The sequence below is a fragment of the Rhizobium sp. Root1203 genome (genome assembly GCF_001424945.1).
Taxonomy (GTDB): domain Bacteria; phylum Pseudomonadota; class Alphaproteobacteria; order Rhizobiales; family Rhizobiaceae; genus Rhizobium.
In genome coordinates, this window is record NZ_LMCW01000012.1 from 281,515 (window position 1) to 305,002 (window position 23,488).

Consider the following 23,488-nt stretch of genomic DNA (forward strand, 5'->3'; position numbering starts at 1 on the left):
GCCTATCCGTTACGGGCGCAGCGGGCCGGTATCGGTTGCTCGAATAACAGATCAGGATACGCGGTTTGTCGGATATCCGCGCGACCGCTGAACAAACGAGCGCGTGATCGTTATCGTTGTTTCACATCAGTCAGAATCAAGCCGCCCGGCGGTTCACCGGGCGGCTCTCTGTCTCGTCACTACTCGGGAGCGGATGTCTGCAGCGCCAAGGCATGCAATATTCCGCCCATATTTCCCTTCAGTGCCTCGTAGACCATCTGATGCTGCTGCACGCGGCTCTTGCCGCGGAATGCTTCGGCAACGACTTCGGCAGCATAATGATCGCCATCGCCAGCGAGGTCTCGAATGGTCACCTTGGCACCGGGAATTCCGGCTTTGATCATGTCTTCGATATCACCAGGTTTCATAGGCATGATCGGTACTCCTTGCGCATTATTCCGCGGCAGCGAGCGTGCCGCGGCCTTCCATGTATTCAGGGAACCATGATTCATGGGCGTTGCGCAATTGCTGAATCGGCAGCGAAAGCAGATCGTCGACGATGAGATTTTCGCCTTCGACGGTGCCGAGACGGCGGAAGGGTACGCCAGCACCTTCGGCATTGGCACAGACGAAGTCGGCGACATCGGCGGGCAGGGCGAGCACATAGCGGGCCTGGTCTTCGCCGAAGAGAAGTGCATGGGGGGCACCTTTGCCTTCGCGCAGGTCGATCTTGAGGCCCTTGCCTGATGCCATAACCATCTCTGCAAGCGTGAGGGCAAGCCCGCCGGAGGAGATGTCATGGCAGGCGGTTGCCTGGCCGTTGCGGATGACCGAGCGCACGAAGTCGCCGTTGCGGCGTTCCGCGAACAGGTCCACTTCGGGTGCCGGACCGTCGGTGCTGCCGAGGATATCGCGGACGTAGATCGAGGAGCCCAGATGGCTGCCGTCGGTGCCGATCATGATCACCTTGTCGCCATTGGCGGCGCTGCCAATGCGGGTCATCTTCTTCCAGTCGGAGAGAAGGCCAACGCCGGCAATCGTCGGGGTCGGAAGGATCGCAACGCCATTGGTCTCGTTGTAGAGCGAGACATTGCCGGAAACGATCGGGAAATCAAGCGCGCGGCAGGCCTCGCCGATACCCTTCACCGCATGGACGAACTGGCCCATGATTTCCGGCTTTTCCGGGTTGCCGAAGTTGAGGTTGTCGGTCGCAGCGAGGGGCTCCGCGCCGGTCGCCGTGATGTTGCGCCAGCACTCTGCCACCGCTTGCTTGCCGCCTTCGAACGGGTCGGCTTCCACGTAGCGCGGCGTAACGTCGGAAGAGAAAGCCAGTGCTTTCGTCGGATGGTTTTCGACGCGGACCACTCCGGCGTCGCCGCCCGGCAGCTGCAGCGAGTTTCCCTGGATCAGCGTGTCATACTGCTCGTAGACCCATCGGCGGCTCGACTGGTTCGGAGAACCGACGAGCTGCAGCAGCGCCTGGCCGTAGTCGGCCGGTTCGGCAACGAGGTGGGCGGGGAGTGCCGCGCGCTTGTCCGGCTCGCGCCACGGCCTGTCATATTCCGGAGCCTGGTCGCCGAGATCCTTGATCGGCAGGTTCGCAACTTCGACGCCCTGGTGCACGATGCGGAAGCGCAGGTCATCGGTCGTTTTGCCCACGATTGCGAAATCAAGGCCCCACTTGACGAAGATCGCCTTCGCGACGGCTTCCTTTTCCGGCTCGAGAACCATAAGCATTCGCTCCTGGCTTTCCGACAACATCATCTCGTAGGCGGTCATCTCGTCCTCGCGGACCGGGACCTTGTCGAGATCCAGCAAGATGCCGAGGTCGCCCTTGGCGCCCATTTCCACCGCCGAGCAGGTGAGGCCGGCAGCACCCATGTCCTGGATCGCGATGACGGCACCGGTCTGCATCAGTTCAAGGCAGGCTTCGAGGAGGCACTTTTCGGTGAAGGGGTCGCCTACCTGCACGGTCGGGCGCTTCTCTTCGATGGATTCGTCGAACTCTGCAGACGCCATGGTGGCGCCGCCGACGCCGTCGCGGCCGGTCTTGGCACCGAGATAGACGACCGGAAGACCGACGCCCTTGGCCTCGGACAGGAAGATCGCGTTCGACTTGGCAAGACCTGCCGCGAAAGCGTTGACAAGGATGTTGCCGTTGTAGCGCGCGTCAAACTCGACTTCGCCGCCGACCGTTGGGACGCCGAAGGAATTACCATAGCCGCCAACTCCGGAAACAACGCCGGAAACCAGGTGACGGGTTTTGGGATGATCAGGCTCGCCGAAGCGAAGTGCGTTCATCGCCGCGATGGGGCGCGCGCCCATGGTGAAGACGTCACGCAGAATGCCGCCAACGCCTGTCGCAGCACCCTGGTAGGGCTCGATGTAAGAGGGGTGGTTGTGGCTTTCCATCTTGAAGACGACGCAATCGCCGTCATCGATATCCACAACGCCGGCGTTTTCTCCCGGTCCCTGGATGACGCGCGGACCTTTGGTCGGCAGCGTGCGAAGCCACTTCTTGGAGGATTTGTAGGAGCAGTGTTCGTTCCACATCGCCGAGAAGATGCCGAGTTCGGTAAAGGTCGGCTCGCGGCCGATCAGATCCAGTATCCGCTGGTATTCGTCCGGCTTCAGGCCGTGGGCGGCGATCAGTTCGGGGGTGATCGGGCGGGTATTGGAAATGGTCATGAGCTCTCGGAAGTCCCTGCCGTTGCGCGATTTCGGTGTCTTTAGCCTAAGTCTACGAAACGCGCGACAGGAAAATGCCCGCTGTTAACAGGCCGCGGGTCGGGAGAAGCAATTTCGTTGCCATGCCCGCGCGGGTCATGCTGTTGTTCGGGCCGTCCAGTCGTTGGGATTTTCAGATTTTCCGGAATGCTGCCGATCGGCAACAATTTCAGATTTCGCCGTCGTACCCGGAGCCGCCGCTTTCGAGCAAGCGCCGGAGCGTCATGAAGCCTGCCGCCAGTTCCTCTCTGCTCTTCGGAGAGGAAAAGCTGATACGTACACGGTGATACACCTTGTCAGTCCGCGCCGCCTTGAACTCGTCTTCGTCGTCGATCAGGACACCGTCGCGGAATGCTGCATTCTTGAAGGTTCCGGAAAGCCAGGGGTCCGGCAGCTTCAACCACAGGAACGGAACGTGCGGATGCGACACGAAATCGAATCCGTTGAGCTTCTCTCGGGACATCTGCTCGCGGATGTTCAATTCGGCGATTATCGTCTTGCGGATTTCATGCGCCTGACCGCTTTCGACCAGGCGCGCGCACGCCTCGGCGAGGATGAAGGGCAGCCCGCCGGTGATCATCTTGTGCGTTACCTTGATCCGCTGGGCAAAATGCGGCGGGCAGGCGACCCAACCACCGCGGACACCGGCAGCAACCGCCTTCGACAGGCCGCTGATCAAAAAGGTCCGATCCGGCGCCAGTGAGGCAAGCAGAGGGTTCTCGTCACTGGTCATGCCACCGTAAAGGTCATCTTCTATCAGCCAGACGCCATGGCGCCGCGCGATCTCGGCGACTTTCACCCGACGTTCGTGCGGCATGGTCGCCAGCGTCGGATTGTGGGCGGTCGGCATCAGAAATGCCAGCTTTGGATGCTGCTGATGACATAACCTCTCGAAATCCTCCGGAATGATACCGTTCTCGTCCGAGTCGACTGTGATGGTGCGGCGACCGAGAATGCGTGCACTGCGGCTCACCTGCGTGTAGCTCAGCGTTTCGAAGACGATCTTGTCACCAGGCGACGACACCGCGGAGATGACGGCGATGGCCGCTGCGTGAGCCCCGAGGGTCGGAACGATGTTTTCCGCCTCCGGCATCCAGTCGTTTCGGGCGAGCCAGCGTCGACCGGCCTCGTACCAATTCTTCGGAAAGACCCTGGAATAGGACGATATTTCTGACAAATGCTGCTCGCCGATCTCAGCGAGAATGCGCCCGATGATCTTTCCCTGGCCAAGATCGGGTGCCGCTGTCGTGTCGAAGCGAACTTTGTTCGGCGGTGCGTCGATTGTCCGGGTACCGCCCAGGGCGATGGTCAAAGGATCCGCCTGATTGCCGGGTGCGGCGTCGGCTCGGTCCAGGACATAGGTGCCGCGCCCGACTTCACCGGCGACCAGTCCGCGTTCGTGCACCAGCGCATAGGCTCGGCCGATTGTGCCGATTGTCACGCCAATGTCGTAGGCCAGATTGCGTTGCGGCGGAAGCTTACTGCCTGCGGGCAGCGTACCGCTCGCAATGGCGGATTCGATACTGTCCGCAAGCCTTAGATAGACGGGACCGGAACCACGGGTAACATCGGGAAGCCAATTTGTCATGATGACAATTTCCTAGATTGTCACTGTCTCGATGTCAATAGTATCAGTGCAATGGATACAATGAGAGATTGGAATCGAAATGTCTGTCGCACCAGGTGTCAACAATGCAAACACATGTCTCCCGACGCAAAAACAAGCGCGTCAGGTGGCCATTCGACATATTCTGTCGGGTCTGCAGCGACGTCGCGGCCTCTGGTGGCGCCATCTGGTGCAATGGCATCAGAAACGCGAGACACGCAGGGCGTTGAGAAACCTGACGGATACGGAACTGCTCGACATCGGTCTCACGCGCAAGGAGGCACGCAAGGAGGCAAGCAAGTCGTTCTTCTGGGATTGATCAGCTGCAGCTCTTGCTGCCTGACGCCCAACGCGTGACATCTTGCGCGATGCGCGGTCCAAGCGGCGATTGCATCATCGGCCCAAAGGCATCGAGCTTGGAGGGGTTGCCTTCCGCCTGAACAACGAGCAGCGGTCTGCTTTCCGGGCTGCCTTCGTGGACGACGAGAATACGCGGCCGGCCCGAGAAGGAATTGAGCTCCGGCGCGAGCTTGTAAGCCGCAAAAGCCGCATCACGCGATTTGAACCAGCAGGAATTTGCCGATACCGCCACGCGTTCCATCGTCGACAGCGCGCTTCGATCCGGAGCGCGAACGGAGGGCTTCGACTGGCAAGAGGCGACAAGCGCCGCTGTGGCGGCGAGCGCGAAAACACGTAGTACAGCGAGGCGAGGGCGCATCGATATCTTAGCTCCATTGGACCGGATGAGTGGCCTCATACGCGGGAAAGGGTTAAGCAGCGATTACGTCAAGCGCCGAAGCGAAGAGACCGCGACCGTCGGAGCCGCCGTGCGCAGCCTCGATCAGGTTTTCGGGGTGCGGCATCATCCCGAGAACATTGCCCTTTTCGTTCATGACAGCGGCAATATCATTGATCGATCCATTCGGATTGGTGCCCTCGGCGTAGCGGAAAACCACCTGTCCGTTGCTTTCGATCGCGGCCAGTGTCTCGGCGTCGGCGAAATAGTTCCCGTCATGGTGGGCAACCGGGCAGCGGATGACCTGACCCTTGCCGTAGGCCCGGGTGAAGTCGGTGTCGGCGTTCACCACCTCAAGCTTGATTTCGCGGCAGACGAACTTCAACGATGCGTTGCGCATCAGAGCGCCTGGCAGGAGGCCCGCCTCGACAAGGATCTGAAAGCCATTGCAGACACCAAGAACCTTTACGCCTTTGTTGGCCTTCTCGATGATCGCCTGCATCACTGGCATCCGCGCCGCAATTGCTCCACAACGCAGGTAATCGCCATAGGAGAAGCCGCCTGGAATGACGATCAGGTCGACATCAGGAATTTGCGTTTCCGTCTGCCAGATCGTCACAGGTGCCTTGCCTGAGATCTTGGTAAGCGCAGCGATCATGTCGCGATCGCGATTGAGGCCCGGGAGCTGAACGACGGCTGATTTCATGGGTGCGGTTCAAACCTTGCTTGTGCTTCTGCCAGTTCTCGAAGTTCGAGACGGTTTTCTATGCGTTCCAGTCGGTCGTCATGCCGACTGAGCACGCTGTAGATATTGTGAGTGTCCTGTTGCATCGAGATCATCGTGCCGCGTATCGCATTTAGCTCGGCCTTGATTTCGCTCTGGCCTTGCTTCAGCCCCGAAATGTCGGAGTGCATGCGCTTCAGCAGCTCATACATCAAGTCTTGCGTCACTGCGGCCATCGCACATTTCCACAACCTTCAGTCGAGAGAAATACTATAATTCTCGATAACGGTGTTGGCGAGGAGTTTCTCGCACATTGCCTTGAGGTTGCTTTCGGCGATCGCCTTGTCGGCTCCTTCGAGTTCGACGTCGAATACCTTGCCCTGGCGGACATGGCCGACGCCGTCGAAGCCGAGCGCGCCAAGCGCGCCTTCGATTGCCTTGCCCTGCGGATCGAGAACGCCGTTCTTCAGCGTGACGGTTACACGAGCCTTGATCACTTTGTCTTCCCTGTCTTCTAACCGAATGTTTTACTTCACGAGAACAGGGCCAGTGCCGCGCACGGGCTCGTTCTCGTTGATGATCCCGAGGCGGCGCGCGACTTCCGAATAGGCTTCGAGAAGCCCGCCCAGATCGCGCCGGAAGCGGTCCTTGTCCATCTTTTCCTGAGTGTCGATATCCCAGAGGCGGCAGGAGTCCGGCGAAATTTCGTCGGCGAGGATGATGCGCATCATGTCGCCTTCGTAAAGGCGCCCACATTCGATCTTGAAGTCGACGAGCTGAATGCCGACGCCGAGGAAAAGACCGGTCATGAAGTCGTTGACGCGGATCGCCAGCGCCATGATGTCATCGAGCTCGGCGGGGTTGGCCCAGCCGAAAGCCGTAATGTGCTCTTCGGAAACCATCGGATCCTCGAGCGCGTCCGACTTGTAGTAGAACTCGATGATCGAGCGCGGCAGAACCACGCCTTCCTCGATGCCGAGGCGCTTGGCCAGCGAGCCAGCGGCGACGTTGCGCACGACGATTTCAAGCGGGATCATCTCCACTTCGCGGATCAACTGCTCGCGCATGTTAAGCCGGCGGATGAAATGGGTCGGAATGCCGATCTTGTTCAGATGATTGAAAATGAATTCGCAAATGCGGTTGTTCAGAACGCCCTTGCCATCGATGACTTCGTGCTTTTTCTTGTTGAAGGCGGTGGCATCGTCCTTGAAGAACTGGATCAGTGTGCCCGGTTCGGGTCCCTCATACAGAATCTTTGCCTTGCCCTCGTAAATACGGCGGCGACGGTTCATTGCGATTGTTCTCTGTCGTTGGCGCTCTGGGATAGCGCGAGTGGATCGATCTCGTGGCGTCCCCTTAAAGGAAAAGCGAGGGTTTCACAATCCGCCTGTCACTCCTTCCCCGGATTCCGGATTATCCGGAGCGCCGCCAAGAGAATCGAAGGGCTTCACGTAACTATTTTACAGGGTTTTGCGCGATAACGGAACGACAGGCCGCGTCCGATCCCGTTTTGCAACTATTTATTTGGAGACGTAGCCTTTGAGCGGCTTGTGATGCTCGACTTGCGGACCGCGGTCCTCTGCTTCGGTCTGCCGCCAACCGGCGGCACGCACGAAAGCGGGGATTTGCAACGCCGGCATCGGCCGGGCAAGCGCGTAGCCCTGCAGCATATCGCAGCCCAGATCGGCGAGAATGCGGACGTGGTCCATCGTTTCGACGCCTTCGGCGGTGACGAGAATGTTCAGGGATCGCCCGATTTCGATGATGGAGCGCACCAGCTTCCGTTGCCCCGACGAATGCGGCACCATCCGCACGAGTTCCCTGTCGATCTTCAATGTTCTGGGGCTGAGCTTCAAAAGGCTGACGATCGACGCGTGTCCGGTTCCGAAATCGTCGATTTCGATATCGATTCCCAGCCTGCGCAACTGCCGCAAGTTTGCGATCACCGCGTCGTCGCAATCATCGAGCGATATCGATTCAAGCAGCTCGAATGCGACCGTTCCCGGCGCGATCTTCAGTGCGCGAAGCTTCTTCCCAAGATTGGGATCGTCGAGGCGACGAGACGAGACGTTGACTGCGATCTTCGGAATGACAATGCCTTCGCTTTCCCACCGGTCCCTGTCCGCCAAAGCTTGTTCGAGAATGAGGCCGTCGATCGTGGCGACGACGTTGATATCCTCGGCAATTGCCAGGAATTTGTCGGGCGTCATCAAGCCGCGTTCGCGATGCTGCCAGCGGGCGAGGGTCTCGACGCCGGCAACATCGAGCGTGCGGGCATGAAACTGCGGCTGGTAGAATGGCACGAATTCCCGCCGTTCGAGCCCGAGGAGAATATCGTCCGCGAGGCGCTTGCTGGCAATGATGCGGCGGCGGGCGTCGGTGGAAAAGAATTCGTGACGGTTCCGCCCGCCGCTCTTTGCACGATAGAGCGCAATATCCGCGTTCAAGAGCAGTTGTTTCCCGTCGAGAGCCGAGCCACTGCCGGTGGCAATACCGATGCTCGCTCCGAAGCGGCAGTCGTGATTTTCGTAGCGAATGGGGCGGCAAAGCTCGCGGATGATTCGCTCCGCGAGGTTCGATATTTTCTTGGGCGTGACGTCGATGGTGCACAGGACGACGAACTCGTCGCCGCCGATGCGCGCGACAAAATCGTTCGCGCGTACGTTTGCCTTGAGGACCGTCGCCGCGTGTTGCAGCATCGCGTCGCCTGCGCGGTGGCCGAGCGTGTCGTTGATCTGCTTGAACCGGTCCAGATCAATATGAAGGACCGCCAGCGTCAGGTTGTCGCGGCGGCATCGCGCGGAGTATTCGTCGAGCATGCGGTCGAGATAGCGACGGTTTGGCAATCCAGTGAGATAGTCGTGGAGTGCAAGATGCTCGATGTTCTCCTTGGCGGCCTCGAGATCAAGGTTGCGGGCTTCGGCAAGGTCTTTGGCGCGTTGTAGTTCCGCGTTCAGAAGGGCTTCTTCCGTCACGTCCCAATTGGCGCCGATCAGCTTGCGGCGGCCATCGCCATCGACGAAAAACGCGCTCTTCGCACGGATGACGCGTTCGGCGCCGTCGCCACGGATAATGCGAAATTCGTGCTGGAAACCGCTATTCCGCTCGACGTTCTCTGCGATCGTGGCAAGCACGCGTTCCCGATCGTCGGGGTGGAGCGCTTTGGACCATGCGTCGCCCGCAGACTTCAGCGTAGGCTGCTCTATGCCGTATATTGCAATCAGGCGAGCGTCCCACTCAACGGTACCGGCGTCGATGTCAGCTTCGAATACGCCGATGTTCGAGATATCGAGGGCAAGGTCAAGTCGTCGTGACATGTGAGACAGCCGCTCCTCGGCTGCCTTGCGCGCGGTTATATCGGTATCCGTGCCGACCAATCGCGCTGGTGCGCCTTGGTCGTCCCATTCGACGCAGGCGCCCCGGCATTCGATCCAGACCCAACGGCCGTCCTTGTGGCGTTCCCGGTATTCGAAGACCTGATAGTTCGGATCGCCGGCATTCTGACGTTCGATCGCCTCTACAACGAAATCCCGGTCGTCCGGATGGATCAGTGCGATCCACGCCTGGTAGTCGCCATCCGCTTCCTCCTCGGGAGCCATGCCGCGTATGGCTTTCCATGTATTGGAATAGTATCGCGTGCCGAGGCGAAGATTGTGATCCCAAACTCCCAGGCCCGAACCGACGAGAGCGTAGTTCCAACGGCTCTCTCGTTGCACGAGTTCAGTTGTCGCCGCTCCCTGCGCCGCGTTCCGGGTGTCGGCATCCGCGGCACTGTCTTTTGAAATGACCAGATGGTCCGGCTTCGTCTGTTTCAATTTGCACACTCGCTCGGCTAGCGCGTGTCAGTGTGCTTTTCTTGAATTAAATTGGCATTAATTTTGGTATAGCTAATTTTGCGTGGTTGTAATTTCCTTGGTTTGCGCGCGTTGCCATTTTCCATTACCGCTTTGTTTCCGTTATTCTTTGCATCTTTTGGCAAAGCGCTCTGCGTCGATGGTCGATCGATCCACCACTTTGTCGGCCGTTTTTACCACCGCGTCGTGCAACCCTTGGCGACATGTCCCGGCACCAGGTGCCTTGAACGTCCTTCGGGATGCCCGATGCCCGAAAAGGTGATGTACACACAGCGAATGACGGTGAACACCACGAGATTTGCCGCATGGCGTCAACGTGTATTGCTTCACTTCGATAGAGGGAAAAAGCCCGTAGCTCATCACAAGAAGGTAGGCGCTCTTGGTTGTGATGTCTGTCGATGAATTGTAATTTAGTTATTACTAAAACGAAGGAGGAACCCGTTGTGAGAAGGATACTTTCGGGCATCGGTACACTGGCGTTCCTATTATCGTGCGTGAACGCCTATGCCGAGGACCTTCCGGCGGGTGCCAGGAAGGCGACGATTGAAGAGTTCAAATCCTTTGCTGACGGCAAGCATGTCAAGGTCGAGATTTTCGATCTTGGAAAGCCGGTGATCGCCGATCTGGTGTGGAGCTGGAAGAAAGGTACCATCACCGGGAAGGCCAAAGTCGACGGCAAAATGGTGGACGTGAAAACCAAACTTACGTTCAAAGGAGATCAAGCTTGCTCGAATGGCAAAGGTGAGAAGCCAAGCTGCCACTTCATCTACATCGATGGGAACAAGTTTTACGAGGTCAGCGATGACATGACGGTCCATGCGGTCTCAACTCTCGGGTGAGTTGTGCCCCAGGCAGGATTGATCTGGCAAGGCGGCTTCGTACCGCCCTACCGTTTTTGTATCGTTTCTAAGAAGGTTACGGCTTTGTTCCGCCATCCGACGGTGCAGCCGGAGCTGAAGCGGGCGGCGTGGCCGGCGTCATCGGCTCGGGAGCCGGTTGCGTAATCGGGGGTTTCGTCGATGCCGTGGTTTCAGGGTCGGTTCCGGTCGAACCTCCCCATTGCATCCAGGCAAAAGCGGCCACCAGGATAACCGCAGCGACGGCGATCCATGTTCCCCACATGCTGCCGCGCCGAGTTACCGGCGGGGTGGTGCGAAGGTCAGGCTCTCTGTTGGGATCGTAAGTCATCAGGATTCCTCCGTGTTGCTCTGGAATATTAAATCCATAGGGGAGCTTTTGTTCCATCGCGGGGATTCGGGCATTGCGACCCCATCGGCAAAGTAAGCGAGCCCGGTGCCGAAATACCGACACCGGGCTCTATTTTCCCGCCGGCAAGTTGAGGTCGACTGCCGACCGAGCAGCGCTACAGGAAAACGCCGCTGCGACAACAATGACGATCGAGCGACATTGTTCCATAAATGAAAAGTGCCCGGTGCTAGGGCGAGCACCGGGCCTTTGGGCTGCAAAAGAGGGGCTATGCAGCCGTGCGCAACGTTTGTTTGGGGCATGCGTTGCGACAATAAAACGCCGGAAGCCCCGATTGGTTCCAAACGCGTTTATTCTTATGTCTGGCAGGTCCCACTTGGCGGCCTTGCCCTACATATACCACAGGGAGGAAGAACAATGGCTCAGGACTGGCCCATGTTCATCATGCAGTGCATCGTGCTGATCGGTCTGGCCGGCGTCTTCTGTATTCGTGGCGAGGGCGACTAGACTGAAAACCGCCCTGCAAACCGAAGCGGACAGATGCTCGCGTATGGCGATGTAGCGACGGCTACGGGTTCAGGCGGCTGAGGAATTGTGCGAACACCATCGTGCCCTCGGGCCATGGTCCATGGCCCGACGCGGCGTTGATGTGGCCGGATTCTCCTGCATCGACCAGAAGCGAACCCCAGCTTGCAGCGATATCGTCGGCGTGCTCATAGGTTCCGAAGGGATCGTTGCGGCTGGCGACTGTGATCGTCGGGAATGGCAGCGGCTCGCGCGGGTAGGGACCGAAGGTCATCAGATGCCGGGGGCGTATGCCGGGGTTGGCAACGTCGGGCGGTGCCACGAAGAAAGCGCCCGCAATCTTGTTGCGAAAATGCGGGATGGCGTGAATGACGGATGGCACGCCGAGCGAATGCGCCACTAGTACGACCGGGCGTGTCGACGCATTCACCTCCTCGGCAATCCTTGTCACCCAATCGTCACGAACAGGCTTGGCCCATTCGGCCTGTTCGACGCGGCGGGCTGTGCTGAGTTTTGCCTGCCAGCGGCTTTGCCAATGGTCTGGACCGGAATTGGTGTAACCGGGAATAATGAGGATATCGGCGTCTGAAGCTTTCATAGTGCCGCCGATGTGAGAAAGCTTGATGGCAAAGTCAAGGGAAAGCAGGACAGCAGCGCCGATTTTTGTTATGCTTCCTCCAGTGCCGGTTGCGTTTTCGTGTCGGCTTACGCCGATGCCGTTCGCCGCCGGCCAGCTTGGCTGAGGAGGAGAAAGCAATGACGGCATTCCATGTCATGTCCGGCGCAGGCGAGGCCTATGCGCGCCCGGTCGTCAATAAGATCAGCATTGCAGATGTTTTCGACGCGCTTCGGCGCGGTTTTGATGATTTTCGGGAAAAGCCGTCACATTATGTGTTCCTATGCCTGATGTATCCGATCGCAGGCGTTTTTCTGGCGCTCGCCACGTCCAGCGCGAATCTGCTGCCAATGATCTTTCCTCTGGTGGCCGGCTTCGCCTTGATTGGCCCGATCGCCGCGATCGGTCTCTATGAGATCAGCCGCCGTCGGGAAGCGGGAATGGACACATCCTGGACGCACGCATTGGAGGTGACCCGGTCGCCGGCATTTCCGTCGATCGTCACCGGCGGCCTCATGCTTTTCGCCTTTTTCGTCGTTTGGCTCGTTGCAGCGCAGACGCTGTATGCGAATGTCTTCGGCGATGTTTTTCCGAGGTCGATTTCCGCGTTTACGTCCGAGGTGTTCAGCACGCCGCAAGGCATGCAACTGATCTTCTGGGGTAATCTGCTCGGTCTCGGCTTTGCGATCATCGTTCTTGCGACCACCGTGGTCACGTTTCCGATCCTGCTTGATCGGGATGTAGGGCTCGTTGCAGCGATGGAAGCGTCGGTTCGCGCCACGATCACCAACCCGATACCCGTTTTCTGCTGGGGGCTTATCGTTGCCGTGTCGCTGGTCGTCGGAACGATACCGGTGTTCATCGGTCTCGCGCTCGTCATCCCGATCCTTGGTCATTCCACCTGGCATCTTTACCGGAAACTGATTGCTCCACCGGTGGTTTGATACCGTTGGTGTCAGCCCCGGGAACCTAGCGCCTGCCTCGGAGTTTCACTTGTGCAGCTTTGAGGGAGGCGTTCATGGCCACGGCAGCCCATCTATTCACTCGTTTCGCGACCGGGGCATCGGAATGGGCGGGCAAACCGGTCACATTCGTGCTTGCGGTCGCTCTGGTTCTGGCCTGGGCGGTTACCGGCCCCATTTTCGATTTTTCGGAGACCTGGCAGCTTGTCATCAACACCGGGACGACGATCATTACGTTTCTGATGGTCTTCGTCCTCCAGAATGCGCAAACGCGGGATACTCGCGCCATTCAGGCCAAGCTCGACGAGCTCATTTTGACGAGCCATGCCGAAAATCGCTTCATAGGTATCGAAAACCTGGATGAGGAGGATCTGAAGCATCTTGACCAACTGGTTGCCAAGGCGGCGAAGGGCCGACGCCGGCGCGAGCCTCAGGATGCGTCAGTGACCACGACCGCCAAGAATGCAGCAGCCGATACGCGCAAAAGAGCCACCGCTAAAGCACCCAAGCAGAAACGCAAAACGGCGCCACGAGGGGCGCCGTCCGAAAGGTGAACGCCTTATGTCAGGCGTCATGGTCAGGCGTTGCCGAAAACGCGCCTGAAAATCGTGTCGACGTGCTTGGTGTGATAACCGAGATCGAATTTCTCCCGGATCGCTTCTTCGGAAAGCGCTGCGCGCACCTCGGCGTCGGCCAGCAGCTCTTCCAGAAAGTCCTTGCCCTGTTCCCACACCTTCATCGCGTTGCGCTGCACGAGGCGATAGGAATCCTCTCGCGACACACCGGCTTGCGTAAGGGCAAGCAAAACGCGCTGCGAGTGAACAAGTCCGCGGAACTTATTCAGATTGTTCATCATGTTTTCGGGGTAGACGAGCAGCTTGTCGATAACACCGGTCAGGCGGGCAAGTGCAAAATCAAGCGTAATGGTGCCGTCCGGTCCGATCATGCGTTCGACCGACGAATGGGAAATATCGCGCTCGTGCCAGAGCGCAACGTTTTCCATGGCCGGTACAGCGTAGGAGCGCACCATGCGGGCCAGACCCGTCAGGTTTTCCGTGAGCACCGGATTGCGCTTGTGCGGCATCGCCGAGGAGCCCTTCTGGCCAGGCGAGAAATATTCCTCGGCTTCCAGGACTTCCGTACGCTGCAGATGGCGGATTTCGGTGGAGAGGCGCTCGATGGAGGATGCCACGACGCCGAGCGTTGCGAAATACATTGCATGGCGATCGCGCGGGATGACCTGGGTCGAGACCGGCTCCGGCTTCAGTCCCAGGGCTGAAGCAACATGCTCCTCGACGCGCGGATCGATGTTGGCGAAAGTACCGACGGCGCCGGATATGGCGCAGGTGGCGACTTCCTCGCGGGCGGCCACAAGGCGCTGCCGGCAGCGTTCGAATTCGGCATATGCGAGCGCCATCTTCACGCCGAAGGTGATCGGCTCCGCGTGGATACCGTGCGAACGGCCGATCGTTATGGTGTCCTTATGCTCGAAGGCGCGGCGCTTCAGCGCTTCCAACAGCTTGTCGATATCGGCGATCAGGATGTCGGTCGCCCGAACCAGCTGTACGTTGAAGCAGGTGTCAAGCACGTCTGACGACGTCATGCCTTGATGGACGAAGCGTGCGTCAGGGCCGACGATCTCGGCCAGATGCGTGAGGAAGGCAATGACGTCATGCTTGGTGACGGCTTCGATTTCGTCGATGCGGGCGACGTCGAAGGTCGCGGCACCGCCTTTTTCCCAGATCGTCTTGGCGGCCGACTTCGGAATGACGCCCAGTTCGGCGAGCGCGTCACACGCGTGAGCTTCAATCTCGAACCAGATGCGAAACTTGGTTTCGGGCGACCAGATGGCGACCATTTCGGGTCGGGAGTAGCGCGGGATCATGGCTTCCTGCTTTCGTTCACAAAAGGAATTCTGGCGCCCCTGTAGCAAAGACGGGCGGCAATCTCAACGCATGCGTTTCGCAAGCGCAAAACTCGTTGCCAAAAGACATACGAGACCGAGGGGCAGGAACAGCCGCAAACCCAGCACCGAGAACTGATAGGCAGCGCTGGCACCGGTGAAAAGAAACTGAAACGCCCATGTGATCGTGCCGGGAGGCGCATGCCAGCGTGCGTAGAAGAGGCGATAGTCCATGGCGAACAGAAACGCTGTCATCAGGATCGTTCCGGCAGCGAGCGTGACGAAGAAGGCTGCGAAACGCGTTTCGATCGACCTCCGGTGCGCAAGGAAGCGGCCAAGCGGAAGCACGAACGGCCAGGCGAGTGAGCCGCCCGCAAAATAGAGGATCGCGAGATCGTCCACATGCGCCGTCGCCATTCTGTTGCGCAGGTAAAGTGCAACCAATGCCGAAAGCAGCATCTGGGCGCCCCAAAGCGGGGCGCCGGCAAGCAGGTCGGGGTAGGGCGGCCACGCTGCCTTGAGCCTCTCCGAGTTCAAAGGCGGGCCGCTTTCGCCATCACTCGGACCGGCCCTCTGCGGCGCCGCGCAGGGCGTCGATTGCCGACTTGTACGCTTCTACAGAACCGCCCTTGAAAATCGCCGATCCGGCGACCAGCACGTTGGCACCGGCCTTGCCAATCAGCGGCGCGGTATCGACCGTCACGCCGCCGTCGACTTCGAGGTCTATCGGCCTGTCTCCGATGAGGGACCTTGCCGCTGCGATCTTGTCCGCCATCGCCGGGATGAACTTCTGGCCGCCGAAACCGGGGTTTACCGACATGATGAGGATGAGGTCGATGTCATCAAGGACGTTCTCGATCACGGAGAGCGGCGTTGCCGGATTGAGCGTGACGCCCACCTTTTTCCCGAGGTTCCGGATGGTCTGCAGTGAACGATGAAGATGCGGGCCAGCCTCGGCATGAACGGTGATTCGGTCGCAGCCTGCCTTGGCGAATGCTTCGAGGTAGGGATCGACGGGCGCAATCATCAGATGGCAATCGAACGTGGCATCCGTGTAGGTGCGCAGCGACTTGATCACATCGGGACCGAAGGAGATGTTGGGAACAAAATGCCCGTCCATCACGTCGAGGTGGATCCAGTCGGCTCCGGCTGCCGTCACGTCGCGAACTTCCTGTCCAAGCCTGGCGAAGTCCGCCGCCAGAACGGATGGCGCAATACGTATGGGCTTAGTCATCGTGTGTCTCCGTTAAAGTCGCCTGAGCCGGCATGCGTTACCGCATCGGTCCACCCGGCGCAACGAATGCGCCCGCACGCCATTGCAACAGCTGGTAAGGGTTGTCGGCCAGTTCATGGCCGGCATCGAATGCGATCCGACCGATTACAGTATCGAAGGGCATGCCGCCGAGGTGCTGAGCGACCGGTCTATCGTCGGTCGCGGCATCCTGCGCGGCCTTGGCTGCAATCTCGACGGCGGCATAGGCCGGGAGGACATAGCCCTCCGGTTCGACACCGCCAGCGCGAAGCTCAGCCACAGCCGACGCCGCTTCCGGGCGCGCTGCATATTCGGGCAGCGTCACGGAAAGTGTACCGTCGGCGAGGGCGAGAGGTTGGTCTGCCGCACGCATGGCGTCACCGCCAAGCAGATCCAGCTGGATTTTTTCCGCTTTGGCATCGCGTGCGATGATGGCGACATCACTTCTGTCGCCGCCGACGAACACTTTCGCGGCACCGGCCTTCTTAAGGCGCCGGACAAGGGCGACCTGCTGTTCCTGGCCGGGACGGTACGTATCGGTGAAGACGGGTTTCAGGCCCTTTTCCTCAAGCGCGTTGCGGATTGCCTCGGTCAATTCGCGGCCGTGGATCGTTCCGTCTTCCACCAGGGCGATCGGGTCGGATGCCCAATCTCGCAGTATGATCTCGATTATACGCGCAGCTTCGGCCGTATCGGCGGGAGCCATACGAAAAAGCGGCCATCCGTTCTTCGCCGCGTCCTCCATGAGGATGCGGGAGCGCACGGACACGGTAATGGCGGGGATGTTGGCGTCCTTCAGCTTTGGAAGCGCCCCTTCGAGCGTTTCGCTGCAGAGGAAACCGACGGCCACTTGCACCTTCGCCGCGATGAGAGCATCCGCGATCGCGGCGCCGCTGTTTTCCTCACAGGTTTCATTGACCGAGACGATCGTATTGCCGTCTTTTGCAATCCTTGCGCCGGCACCTGCGGAGATTTGTGCGCCCAGGGCGGCGAAATTGCCGTCCTGCGGAGCTACGACGCCGATCGTCACGCCGGCTGCATGGCATTCGCCCGCTGCCAGAAGCAGCATCGGCAGAAGTCCTAAGCCACGCGAGATATTCATAAACGATGCACGCCCCTCGGTTTGTCCTGCTCTTTTATCCGTACGGTGTCGATCGTCAAAGAAAAACGCACGATTTCATGGCTTTTCGCACGGTGTTTGTAGAAAAGGTAACCGATCGCCTTCATATAGTGGGATAGTTACGAGCCGGCCAAGCCGGGGGAGAGTGTTTTTGTTAAATAGACAACCGATCGATCCGGGCCTTTACCGAAACGCGATGAGCCGCTTTGGCGGACACGTTCAGCTTGTCACGACGGCCATCGGTGATCAGCAGCGCGGCGTTACGATCACCGCCGCCTGCTCGGTGTCCGACAATCCGGCGACGGTGCTCGTATGCCTCAACAACAGCAATCCGAAGAACGATATCTTCTTTCGGAGCGGCATTTTCGCGCTGAATACGTTGGGCGCTCATCACCAGGCCTTGGCGGACGCATTCTCCGGCCGCACACTGCTCAGCAATGAAGAGCGCTTTGCCACGGGCAAATTCGACAAGCTCGTGACCGGAGCACCCGTCCTCCACGATGCGCTTGCCTCCTTCGATTGCCGCGTGACTGAAATCAAGGAAATGACCACCCATCACATCATTTTCGGCGAAGTGGTTGCCGTGCGTTTTGATGAGGCGAAGCCCGCGCTTCTCTATATGAACCGCGACTATCACACGCTATAACCTCCTGAAAAGGGAGGAAGCATGGCTGAGCAAGTTCATCCGTCGCTGCCGTCATCGATCGACGAGACGATCGACATGCTCGGCGATCAGAACTATCTCTCGGGGCGAGCGCTTGCCACGGTGATCTTCCTCGCATTGAAAATGAAACGCCCCCTCTTTCTCGAGGGTGAGGCCGGTGTCGGGAAGACCGAAATCGCAAAGGTGCTTGCAAAGGCACTGGACCGCCCTTTGATCCGCCTCCAGTGCTACGAAGGGCTCGACATCGCATCTGCGGTCTACGAGTGGAATTATCCGGCGCAGATGCTGGAGATCAGGCTGGCAGAAGCATCAGGTATCAGGGATCGGGACAGGATCGAATCCGATATCTTCTCCGAGCGCTACCTCATCCGGCGGCCTGTCCTGCAGGCGTTGTCGTCGACGCAGGGAAAGTCACCTGTCTTTCTGATCGATGAACTGGACAGGACGGACGAAGCATTCGAGGCTTATCTGCTGGAAGTGCTTTCCGATTTCCAGGTGACGATCCCGGAGCTCGGCACGATCAAGGCCGCCGAGCCGCCGATCGTCATCATCACCACGAACAGAACGCGTGAGGTGCACGACGCACTGAAGCGGCGCTGTCTCTACCATTGGGTGGATTACCCGGATGCGAGCCAGGAGCTCGAGATCATCCGGCGGAAGGTGCCGAACTGCAGTGAAGCGCTCTCCGCCCAGATCGTGGCCTACGTGCAAAAGCTTCGCACGCTCGACCTCTTCAAAAATCCGGGGGTCGCCGAGACCATCGACTGGGCAACGGCGCTGACTGAACTGGACCGCCTGGCGCTCGACCCGGAAACGATATCGGACACGATTGGAACTCTTCTCAAATACCAGGACGACATAGCCAGGATACAGGGAGGCGAAGGCTCGAAGGTGCTCGCAGACGTGAAGAACGAACTGCAGGCGGCAGGTTAGCCATGCAAGCGGCAAGCGGACACGGTGGCAATGTCCTTCCGCCCCAGCCGCCGGGAGACGGTCGCTTCGCCGACAACATCGTGTTCTTTGGCCGAACGCTTCGAAAGGCCGGGCTGAAGATTGGCCCGGGTGCCATCGCCGATGCGATCGCGGCAGTCGAAATGATCGGCGTCGGTTCGCGAGAGGAATTTCAGGCCGCGCTCTTTGCCGTCTTCGTGAAACGCCACGAGGACAAGGCTGTTTTCGATGAAGCGTTCCGGCTGTTCTGGCGCTCGCGCAATCTCGTCGAAAAGATGATTGCACTGATGTCTCCGCGTGCGCCGGATACGCGTGAGAAGGAGAAGGCGAGACCCGGCGAAAGCCGGGCGAGCGATGCGCTTCTCGGTGAGCGGCAGGATAATCGGCCGCCGCGCGAAGAGCCTGATGTGGAAATCGATGCGCGCTTCACCATGTCCGGCAGCGAAGTCTTCCGCCGAATGGACTTTGCGCAGATGTCCGCTCTCGAAATTGCTGCCGCCAAGAAGGCACTCGCCGGATTGCAGCTACCCCTCGACAGGGTTCGCACGCGCCGCTTCAAGCTCTCTCACAGGCATGCCGACATCGATCCCCGTGCGACGATGCGGGCTGCTTTGCGCAACGGCGGCGCGCTGATCCTGCCTCGTTATCGCGAGGTGCGGGAAATCCAGCCGCCATTGGTCGTGCTTGCCGATATCTCGGGCTCCATGAGCCAATACACACGAATTTTCCTGCACTTCCTGCATGTCCTCACAGAGAAAAGGCGGCATGTTCATACCTTCCTTTTCGGAACCCGCCTCACCAATGTCAGTCGCCAAATGCGCCACAAGGATCCGGACGAGGCGATGGACGAATGCGCAGCCGCGGTGAAGGATTGGTCGGGTGGGACACGCATCGGCGAGACACTGAAGGAATTCAATCGCTTGTGGGCGCGCAGAGTGCTGGGGCAGGGCGCCGTGGTCCTTTTGATCACTGACGGTCTGGAGCGCGAAGGAACGGAATTGCTTTCCATGGAGATGGACCGCCTGCACCGATCCTGCCGGCGGCTCATTTGGCTCAACCCCCTGCTTCGCTTCGATGGCTTCGAGCCGCGGGCACGCGGTGTTCGTGCCATGCTGCCGCATGTCGACGAGTTCCGTCCGGTTCACAACCTGTCATCTCTCGGCGATCTCGCAGCAGCGCTCGGCGCGAACCGATCGAGTGCGCACGATCCACGCCGGTACCTTGACATGCTAAAAGGTGGCGCATGACAGACGATCTCTTGGGCCTCGATCCATTGATGGCGGCGGAGGCTTGGAAGAAAAGCGGGCGCGATGTGGCGATCGCCACGGTCGTCGAGACCTGGGGGTCGGCGCCACGTCCTGTTGGGAGCCATCTTGTTGTCGACCGCGACGGCAACTTCGAAGGATCCGTCTCGGGCGGCTGTGTCGAAGGTGCGGTTATCGCCGAGGCGCTTGATGTGATTGCCGATGGCAAGGGAAAAATGCTCGAGTTCGGCGTCGCTGACGAGACCGCATGGCGCGTGGGCCTTTCCTGCGGGGGACGAATCCGTGTGTATGTTGAAAGGCTCGACTGATGGATGCGGCCAGTCTTGCACGTCTCAATGAAGCTCGCCGCGACCGCAGGGCCGTTGCGCTGATCACCGATCTCGACGGCGGTCGGGATACGGTTGCATTGGAGGGAGACGATCCGGGCACCTCGCTCAAGCTCGCGGTTGAGGCCGCCTTCCGCTCGGGAAAAGCGAATCTCGTCGAGGCGGGAGGACGGAGATACTTCATCAACGTCCATTTGCCGCCCGCGCATATTGTGATTGTCGGCGCCGTCCACATCAGCCAGGTTCTTGCGAAGATGGCAGCCCTCGCGGGCTTTGACGTTCGGGTCATCGATCCAAGAACCGCGTTTGCGACGCCGGAACGTTTCGAAGGTGTCGACCTTACCACCGACTGGCCGGTCGACGCACTCGCGGATCGGCCGCTGGACGCCTACACGGCGCTTGTCGCTGTCACGCACGATCCGAAGATCGACGATTTGCCGATCGGGGAGGCGTTGCAGGCCGGCTGTTTCTATGTCGGCGCGCTCGGCAGCCGCAAAACGCATGCTGCGCGCCTTGAGCGGCTCCGCAACCAGCGCATCTCCGAAGGGGCGCTCGACAGGATACATGCGCCCATTGGGCTTGCCATCGGCGCGGCGAACCCCGCGGAGATCGCCGTCGCCATCCTTGCGGAGATCGTGCAGTCCCTGCGATCGCGGCATCTATCGTCACCATACGGTGACATCAGATGAAGTTCGGAGAGTTCACCGTCGAGGATGCAGAGGATGTCGTCCTTGCCCATGCCGTGAAACTGCCTGATGGGACGCTTGCGAAGGGTCACAGGCTGCAGCGTGCAGATATCGCCAGACTGCGGGCCGCCGGTGTTGCCAGCGTAATCGCGGCTCGTCTCGACCCTGGCGACATTGGCGAGGACGAAGCTGCACGGCGGCTGGCAAATGCCATCGCTTGCGATCATATGCGTTTTTCGGAGGCCGCGACGGGGCGGGTCAACGTCTACTCCACGACTGAGGGTCTCTTCGTCGTCAATCGGCATGCTGTCGATCGATTGAACAGGGTCGACGCCGGCATTACGCTTGCCTGCCTTGCAGACCACGTGCCGGTGAAAAGCGGCGACATGGTCGCGACATTCAAGATCATTCCGCTCGCCGTGCCCGGCGACAAAGTCGAGATCGCGTGCGAGGCGTTGCAGGCCGAGACCGTCTTCGAGGTCAAGCCATTTGCAATGCATTCGGTTTGGTTGATTGCGACCGAACTACCCTCGCTCAAGACCGCGGTGATGGATAAGACCGCGCGCCTCCTAATGCGGCGGCTTACAGCGTCGGACAGCCGGCTTGCGCGGGAAGAGCGCGTTGCGCATCGCGTGGAACCGGTCGCGGCGGCCATCCGCAAGGCGGCCGATGCCCAAGGGAGGGACCCGAGACTGATTGTTCTCTTCGGCGCGTCAGCAGTGATTGATGGGGAGGATGTCATCCCGGCCGCCATCCGGCGGGCGGGCGGCGAGGTCATACAGGTCGGCATGCCGGTCGATCCCGGCAACCTGCTCGTGCTTGGTCGGGTCGGCGATATTCCTGTCATCGGCGCCCCCGGTTGTGCCCGCAGTCCCAAGGAAAACGGTTTCGATTGGGTGCTCGATCGCATTCTGGCCGGCGAGCGGCCCGATGCGCTCGATATCAGCGGTATGGGCGTCGGAGGCCTCCTGATGGAAATACAATCCCGCCCGCACCTTCGCGATGCGGAAAAACACCCGGGCCGTCCGGCAAAGATCGCTGCTCTGATCCTTGCTGCCGGAAAGGCGACCCGGATGGGAGAGGGCGGGGCGCACAAGCTGCTTGCGGAGTTCGATGGCGTGCCGCTGGTGAGGCGCTGCGCGCTTGCGGCGATCGACAGTGGTGTATCGTCGGTGAGTGTCGTCACAGGGCATCGGCATTTGGAGATAGAGGCCGTTCTCTCCGGATTGGAGCTGGCCATCGTTCACAACCCGGATTTTGCATCCGGCATGGCATCGTCGCTGGTGGCCGGATTCTTGTCGGAAGCAGCAAGTCAGGCGGACGGCATCCTGGTGATGCTGGCCGATATGCCCGGCGTATCCACTGCCGATCTCGACGCCTTGATGGAAGGCTTCCGGCAGGCGCATGGCCAAGCCGTCGTGCGGGCTGTTTCGCGCGGCAAACGCGGCAATCCGGTCATTCTGCCAAGACAGCTGTACGACGCAGTGATGCGCCTGGAGGGGGATGTCGGTGCACGCCACATCGTCGAAACAGCGGGATTGCCGGTTGTGGATGTTGACATCGGGGACAGCGCGCATCTGGATGTCGATACGCCGGAGGCGGTGATCGCAGCGGGCGGCATATTGAAGGAATAGCTTATGGACGCGGCAGCAATCGAAGAGATGTTTCAAGGGCTTGGGCCGGTAACGATCAAGCGCATGTTTGGCGGCAAGGGAATCTATCACCTTGGCCGCATTGTCGCGCTGGAGGTCCGTGGCGAAATGTTGCTGAAGGCCGACGAGAAAAGCGCGCCGGAGTTTTCTGGCGCCGGTGCATCCCAATGGACCTATAATGGAAAGAAGGGCAATCCCGTGAAGATGCCCTATTGGTCGATACCAGAGGATGCCTATGACGATCCTGACGTCATGGCGAAGTGGGTGCGTCTTGCCTACGAAGCGGCGCTAAGAGCCGAATAGCTGTTTCTCAGGCAAACTGTTCGGCATCGAGATGCGCAATCGCGGCCTGCGCAAAAGCCGAGAGCGGCTGGGGCAGGTCTCTGCGCGTGAACCAGCCGAAGCTAGAAAGCTTGTCGGGTTCGGTCAACTGCGGCTCGCCCTCAAAGTCTTGAGCGATGTACAGCAGTGAAATCCAGTGATGCCCGTCTGTCTCGCTGATGAGTTCGGTGGGACCGAGCAACTCGACGCAACCGATTTCGAGGCCGGTTTCTTCCTCGGCCTCACGCCGGGCCGCCTGTTCGGCCGGCTCCATGTGATCCACCTTGCCGCCCACGATGCTCCAGTGACCGGATTCAGGCGCACGCATCCGCTTGTAGAGCAGGATCTTTCGATCACGTAAAATCACCAGGCCTACGCCTAGGCCCGGAAAATCAGTACCTGCCTGACCCATC

General features: G+C 59.7%; 27 protein-coding genes. 11 read left to right on the forward strand and 16 right to left on the reverse strand.

What is annotated here, in order from left to right; all coding sequences use genetic code 11:
• Nucleotides 1-179: 179 nt before the first annotated feature.
• From ASC97_RS11865 to ASC97_RS11875, 3 genes are all read right to left on the reverse strand, one after another.
• Nucleotides 180-413: a BolA/IbaG family iron-sulfur metabolism protein gene (locus ASC97_RS11865; RefSeq protein WP_037061327.1), complete on the reverse strand. Its 234-nt coding sequence runs from the start codon at nucleotides 411-413 to the stop codon at nucleotides 180-182.
• Between the two features lie 19 nt (nucleotides 414-432).
• On the reverse strand, nucleotides 433-2,667 hold the full coding sequence (gene purL / locus ASC97_RS11870) for a phosphoribosylformylglycinamidine synthase subunit PurL (protein ID WP_057468546.1): 2,235 nt from the start codon (nucleotides 2,665-2,667) through the stop codon (nucleotides 433-435).
• A 208-nt stretch (nucleotides 2,668-2,875) separates the two neighbouring features.
• Nucleotides 2,876-4,294 carry an aminotransferase-like domain-containing protein gene (locus tag ASC97_RS11875; protein WP_057468547.1) on the reverse strand — a complete coding sequence of 473 codons (1,419 nt, stop codon included), beginning with the start codon at nucleotides 4,292-4,294 and terminating at the stop codon, nucleotides 2,876-2,878.
• Nucleotides 4,295-4,373: 79 nt separating this feature from the next.
• Between ASC97_RS11875 and ASC97_RS11880 the strand changes: the two genes are divergently transcribed.
• Nucleotides 4,374-4,631: a DUF1127 domain-containing protein gene (locus ASC97_RS11880; protein ID WP_057468548.1), complete on the forward strand. Its 258-nt coding sequence runs from the start codon at nucleotides 4,374-4,376 to the stop codon at nucleotides 4,629-4,631.
• Here the strand turns inward: ASC97_RS11880 and ASC97_RS11885 are convergent, their stop codons facing one another.
• The 6 genes from ASC97_RS11885 to ASC97_RS11910 form a co-directional block, all read right to left on the reverse strand.
• Nucleotides 4,632-5,030 carry a hypothetical protein gene (locus ASC97_RS11885; protein WP_057468549.1) on the reverse strand — a complete coding sequence of 133 codons (399 nt, stop codon included), beginning with the start codon at nucleotides 5,028-5,030 and terminating at the stop codon, nucleotides 4,632-4,634. It abuts the gene before it with no gap.
• Between the two features lie 52 nt (nucleotides 5,031-5,082).
• Nucleotides 5,083-5,754: a phosphoribosylformylglycinamidine synthase subunit PurQ gene (gene purQ, locus ASC97_RS11890; protein ID WP_057468550.1), complete on the reverse strand. Its 672-nt coding sequence runs from the start codon at nucleotides 5,752-5,754 to the stop codon at nucleotides 5,083-5,085.
• Entirely contained in the window at nucleotides 5,751-6,008 is a 258-nt protein-coding gene (locus tag ASC97_RS11895) for a hypothetical protein (protein WP_057468551.1), read from the reverse strand. The genes purQ and ASC97_RS11895 overlap by 4 nt, the downstream gene beginning before the upstream one ends.
• A gap of 18 nt (nucleotides 6,009-6,026) precedes the next feature.
• Entirely contained in the window at nucleotides 6,027-6,269 is a 243-nt protein-coding gene (purS, locus tag ASC97_RS11900; RefSeq protein ID WP_057468552.1) for a phosphoribosylformylglycinamidine synthase subunit PurS, read from the reverse strand.
• Between the two features lie 30 nt (nucleotides 6,270-6,299).
• Nucleotides 6,300-7,064: a phosphoribosylaminoimidazolesuccinocarboxamide synthase gene (gene purC / locus ASC97_RS11905; RefSeq protein ID WP_037061342.1), complete on the reverse strand. Its 765-nt coding sequence runs from the start codon at nucleotides 7,062-7,064 to the stop codon at nucleotides 6,300-6,302.
• A gap of 228 nt (nucleotides 7,065-7,292) precedes the next feature.
• Nucleotides 7,293-9,587 carry a putative bifunctional diguanylate cyclase/phosphodiesterase gene (locus ASC97_RS11910; RefSeq protein ID WP_057468553.1) on the reverse strand — a complete coding sequence of 765 codons (2,295 nt, stop codon included), beginning with the start codon at nucleotides 9,585-9,587 and terminating at the stop codon, nucleotides 7,293-7,295.
• A 533-nt stretch (nucleotides 9,588-10,120) separates the two neighbouring features.
• Between ASC97_RS11910 and ASC97_RS11915 the strand changes: the two genes are divergently transcribed.
• Nucleotides 10,121-10,465, forward strand: a complete 345-nt coding sequence (locus ASC97_RS11915; RefSeq protein WP_244481450.1) for a hypothetical protein — start codon at nucleotides 10,121-10,123, stop codon at nucleotides 10,463-10,465.
• A gap of 76 nt (nucleotides 10,466-10,541) precedes the next feature.
• Here the strand turns inward: ASC97_RS11915 and ASC97_RS11920 are convergent, their stop codons facing one another.
• Both ASC97_RS11920 and ASC97_RS11925 read right to left on the reverse strand, forming a co-directional pair.
• Nucleotides 10,542-10,814, reverse strand: coding sequence for a hypothetical protein (locus tag ASC97_RS11920; protein WP_057468555.1), 273 nt, complete (start codon nucleotides 10,812-10,814; stop codon nucleotides 10,542-10,544).
• A gap of 586 nt (nucleotides 10,815-11,400) precedes the next feature.
• Nucleotides 11,401-11,955, reverse strand: a complete 555-nt coding sequence (locus ASC97_RS11925; RefSeq protein WP_057469329.1) for an RBBP9/YdeN family alpha/beta hydrolase — start codon at nucleotides 11,953-11,955, stop codon at nucleotides 11,401-11,403.
• A gap of 158 nt (nucleotides 11,956-12,113) precedes the next feature.
• Between ASC97_RS11925 and ASC97_RS11930 the strand changes: the two genes are divergently transcribed.
• Both ASC97_RS11930 and ASC97_RS11935 read left to right on the forward strand, forming a co-directional pair.
• Nucleotides 12,114-12,917, forward strand: a complete 804-nt coding sequence (locus tag ASC97_RS11930) for a DUF2189 domain-containing protein (protein WP_057468556.1) — start codon at nucleotides 12,114-12,116, stop codon at nucleotides 12,915-12,917.
• A 74-nt stretch (nucleotides 12,918-12,991) separates the two neighbouring features.
• Complete coding sequence (locus ASC97_RS11935) at nucleotides 12,992-13,489, forward strand: low affinity iron permease family protein (protein ID WP_057468557.1); 498 nt, start codon at nucleotides 12,992-12,994, stop codon at nucleotides 13,487-13,489.
• Nucleotides 13,490-13,512: 23 nt separating this feature from the next.
• On the opposite strand, the gene purB is transcribed toward ASC97_RS11935, so the two are convergent.
• The 4 genes from purB to ASC97_RS11955 form a co-directional block, all read right to left on the reverse strand.
• On the reverse strand, nucleotides 13,513-14,820 hold the full coding sequence (gene purB, locus ASC97_RS11940) for an adenylosuccinate lyase (protein WP_057468558.1): 1,308 nt from the start codon (nucleotides 14,818-14,820) through the stop codon (nucleotides 13,513-13,515).
• A gap of 63 nt (nucleotides 14,821-14,883) precedes the next feature.
• On the reverse strand, nucleotides 14,884-15,375 hold the full coding sequence (locus tag ASC97_RS11945) for a hypothetical protein (protein WP_057468559.1): 492 nt from the start codon (nucleotides 15,373-15,375) through the stop codon (nucleotides 14,884-14,886).
• A 19-nt stretch (nucleotides 15,376-15,394) separates the two neighbouring features.
• The gene (gene rpe / locus ASC97_RS11950) at nucleotides 15,395-16,072 is read right to left on the reverse strand and encodes a ribulose-phosphate 3-epimerase (RefSeq protein WP_057468560.1); all 678 of its coding nucleotides are present in this window, start codon (nucleotides 16,070-16,072) and stop codon (nucleotides 15,395-15,397) included.
• 37 nt (nucleotides 16,073-16,109) lie between these two features.
• Nucleotides 16,110-17,192 carry a branched-chain amino acid ABC transporter substrate-binding protein gene (locus ASC97_RS11955; RefSeq protein ID WP_057468561.1) on the reverse strand — a complete coding sequence of 361 codons (1,083 nt, stop codon included), beginning with the start codon at nucleotides 17,190-17,192 and terminating at the stop codon, nucleotides 16,110-16,112.
• Nucleotides 17,193-17,361: 169 nt separating this feature from the next.
• Between ASC97_RS11955 and ASC97_RS11960 the strand changes: the two genes are divergently transcribed.
• From ASC97_RS11960 to ASC97_RS11990, 7 genes are read left to right on the forward strand one after another with little or no spacing between them, the layout of a single operon-like run.
• Entirely contained in the window at nucleotides 17,362-17,856 is a 495-nt protein-coding gene (locus ASC97_RS11960) for a flavin reductase (RefSeq protein ID WP_057468562.1), read from the forward strand.
• A 21-nt stretch (nucleotides 17,857-17,877) separates the two neighbouring features.
• Entirely contained in the window at nucleotides 17,878-18,807 is a 930-nt protein-coding gene (locus tag ASC97_RS11965) for an AAA family ATPase (RefSeq protein ID WP_057468563.1), read from the forward strand.
• Nucleotides 18,808-18,809: 2 nt separating this feature from the next.
• On the forward strand, nucleotides 18,810-20,072 hold the full coding sequence (locus ASC97_RS11970) for a vWA domain-containing protein (RefSeq protein WP_057468564.1): 1,263 nt from the start codon (nucleotides 18,810-18,812) through the stop codon (nucleotides 20,070-20,072).
• Nucleotides 20,069-20,398, forward strand: coding sequence for an XdhC family protein (locus ASC97_RS11975; RefSeq protein ID WP_057468565.1), 330 nt, complete (start codon nucleotides 20,069-20,071; stop codon nucleotides 20,396-20,398). The genes ASC97_RS11970 and ASC97_RS11975 overlap by 4 nt, the downstream gene beginning before the upstream one ends.
• Nucleotides 20,398-21,105, forward strand: a complete 708-nt coding sequence (locus ASC97_RS11980) for an XdhC family protein (RefSeq protein WP_057468566.1) — start codon at nucleotides 20,398-20,400, stop codon at nucleotides 21,103-21,105. The genes ASC97_RS11975 and ASC97_RS11980 overlap by 1 nt, the downstream gene beginning before the upstream one ends.
• The gene (locus ASC97_RS11985) at nucleotides 21,102-22,736 is read left to right on the forward strand and encodes an NTP transferase domain-containing protein (RefSeq protein WP_057468567.1); all 1,635 of its coding nucleotides are present in this window, start codon (nucleotides 21,102-21,104) and stop codon (nucleotides 22,734-22,736) included. The genes ASC97_RS11980 and ASC97_RS11985 overlap by 4 nt, the downstream gene beginning before the upstream one ends.
• Nucleotides 22,737-22,739: 3 nt before the next feature.
• On the forward strand, nucleotides 22,740-23,057 hold the full coding sequence (locus tag ASC97_RS11990) for a TfoX/Sxy family protein (protein ID WP_057468568.1): 318 nt from the start codon (nucleotides 22,740-22,742) through the stop codon (nucleotides 23,055-23,057).
• Between the two features lie 7 nt (nucleotides 23,058-23,064).
• Here the strand turns inward: ASC97_RS11990 and ASC97_RS11995 are convergent, their stop codons facing one another.
• Nucleotides 23,065-23,487 carry an NUDIX domain-containing protein gene (locus ASC97_RS11995; protein WP_057468569.1) on the reverse strand — a complete coding sequence of 141 codons (423 nt, stop codon included), beginning with the start codon at nucleotides 23,485-23,487 and terminating at the stop codon, nucleotides 23,065-23,067.
• Nucleotide 23,488 lies beyond the last annotated feature (1 nt).

What these genes read in the sequence shown, in the direction of transcription:
- ASC97_RS11865 (WP_037061327.1), bottom strand. Translation starts at nt 413, where the DNA reads ATGCCTATGAAACCTGGTGATATCGAAGACATGATCAAAGCCGGAATT.
- purL (WP_057468546.1), bottom strand. Translation starts at nt 2,667, where the DNA reads ATGACCATTTCCAATACCCGCCCGATCACCCCCGAACTGATCGCCGCC.
- ASC97_RS11875 (WP_057468547.1), bottom strand. Translation starts at nt 4,294, where the DNA reads ATGACAAATTGGCTTCCCGATGTTACCCGTGGTTCCGGTCCCGTCTAT.
- ASC97_RS11880 (WP_057468548.1), top strand. Translation starts at nt 4,374, where the DNA reads ATGTCTGTCGCACCAGGTGTCAACAATGCAAACACATGTCTCCCGACG.
- ASC97_RS11885 (WP_057468549.1), bottom strand. Translation starts at nt 5,030, where the DNA reads ATGCGCCCTCGCCTCGCTGTACTACGTGTTTTCGCGCTCGCCGCCACA.
- purQ (WP_057468550.1), bottom strand. Translation starts at nt 5,754, where the DNA reads ATGAAATCAGCCGTCGTTCAGCTCCCGGGCCTCAATCGCGATCGCGAC.
- ASC97_RS11895 (WP_057468551.1), bottom strand. Translation starts at nt 6,008, where the DNA reads ATGGCCGCAGTGACGCAAGACTTGATGTATGAGCTGCTGAAGCGCATG.
- purC (WP_037061342.1), bottom strand. Translation starts at nt 7,064, where the DNA reads ATGAACCGTCGCCGCCGTATTTACGAGGGCAAGGCAAAGATTCTGTAT.
- ASC97_RS11920 (WP_057468555.1), bottom strand. Translation starts at nt 10,814, where the DNA reads ATGACTTACGATCCCAACAGAGAGCCTGACCTTCGCACCACCCCGCCG.
- ASC97_RS11925 (WP_057469329.1), bottom strand. Translation starts at nt 11,955, where the DNA reads ATGAAAGCTTCAGACGCCGATATCCTCATTATTCCCGGTTACACCAAT.
- ASC97_RS11930 (WP_057468556.1), top strand. Translation starts at nt 12,114, where the DNA reads ATGACGGCATTCCATGTCATGTCCGGCGCAGGCGAGGCCTATGCGCGC.
- ASC97_RS11935 (WP_057468557.1), top strand. Translation starts at nt 12,992, where the DNA reads ATGGCCACGGCAGCCCATCTATTCACTCGTTTCGCGACCGGGGCATCG.
- purB (WP_057468558.1), bottom strand. Translation starts at nt 14,820, where the DNA reads ATGATCCCGCGCTACTCCCGACCCGAAATGGTCGCCATCTGGTCGCCC.
- rpe (WP_057468560.1), bottom strand. Translation starts at nt 16,072, where the DNA reads ATGACTAAGCCCATACGTATTGCGCCATCCGTTCTGGCGGCGGACTTC.
- ASC97_RS11955 (WP_057468561.1), bottom strand. Translation starts at nt 17,192, where the DNA reads ATGAATATCTCGCGTGGCTTAGGACTTCTGCCGATGCTGCTTCTGGCA.
- ASC97_RS11965 (WP_057468563.1), top strand. Translation starts at nt 17,878, where the DNA reads ATGGCTGAGCAAGTTCATCCGTCGCTGCCGTCATCGATCGACGAGACG.
- ASC97_RS11970 (WP_057468564.1), top strand. Translation starts at nt 18,810, where the DNA reads ATGCAAGCGGCAAGCGGACACGGTGGCAATGTCCTTCCGCCCCAGCCG.
- ASC97_RS11975 (WP_057468565.1), top strand. Translation starts at nt 20,069, where the DNA reads ATGACAGACGATCTCTTGGGCCTCGATCCATTGATGGCGGCGGAGGCT.
- ASC97_RS11980 (WP_057468566.1), top strand. Translation starts at nt 20,398, where the DNA reads ATGGATGCGGCCAGTCTTGCACGTCTCAATGAAGCTCGCCGCGACCGC.
- ASC97_RS11985 (WP_057468567.1), top strand. Translation starts at nt 21,102, where the DNA reads ATGAAGTTCGGAGAGTTCACCGTCGAGGATGCAGAGGATGTCGTCCTT.
- ASC97_RS11990 (WP_057468568.1), top strand. Translation starts at nt 22,740, where the DNA reads ATGGACGCGGCAGCAATCGAAGAGATGTTTCAAGGGCTTGGGCCGGTA.
- ASC97_RS11995 (WP_057468569.1), bottom strand. Translation starts at nt 23,487, where the DNA reads ATGGGTCAGGCAGGTACTGATTTTCCGGGCCTAGGCGTAGGCCTGGTG.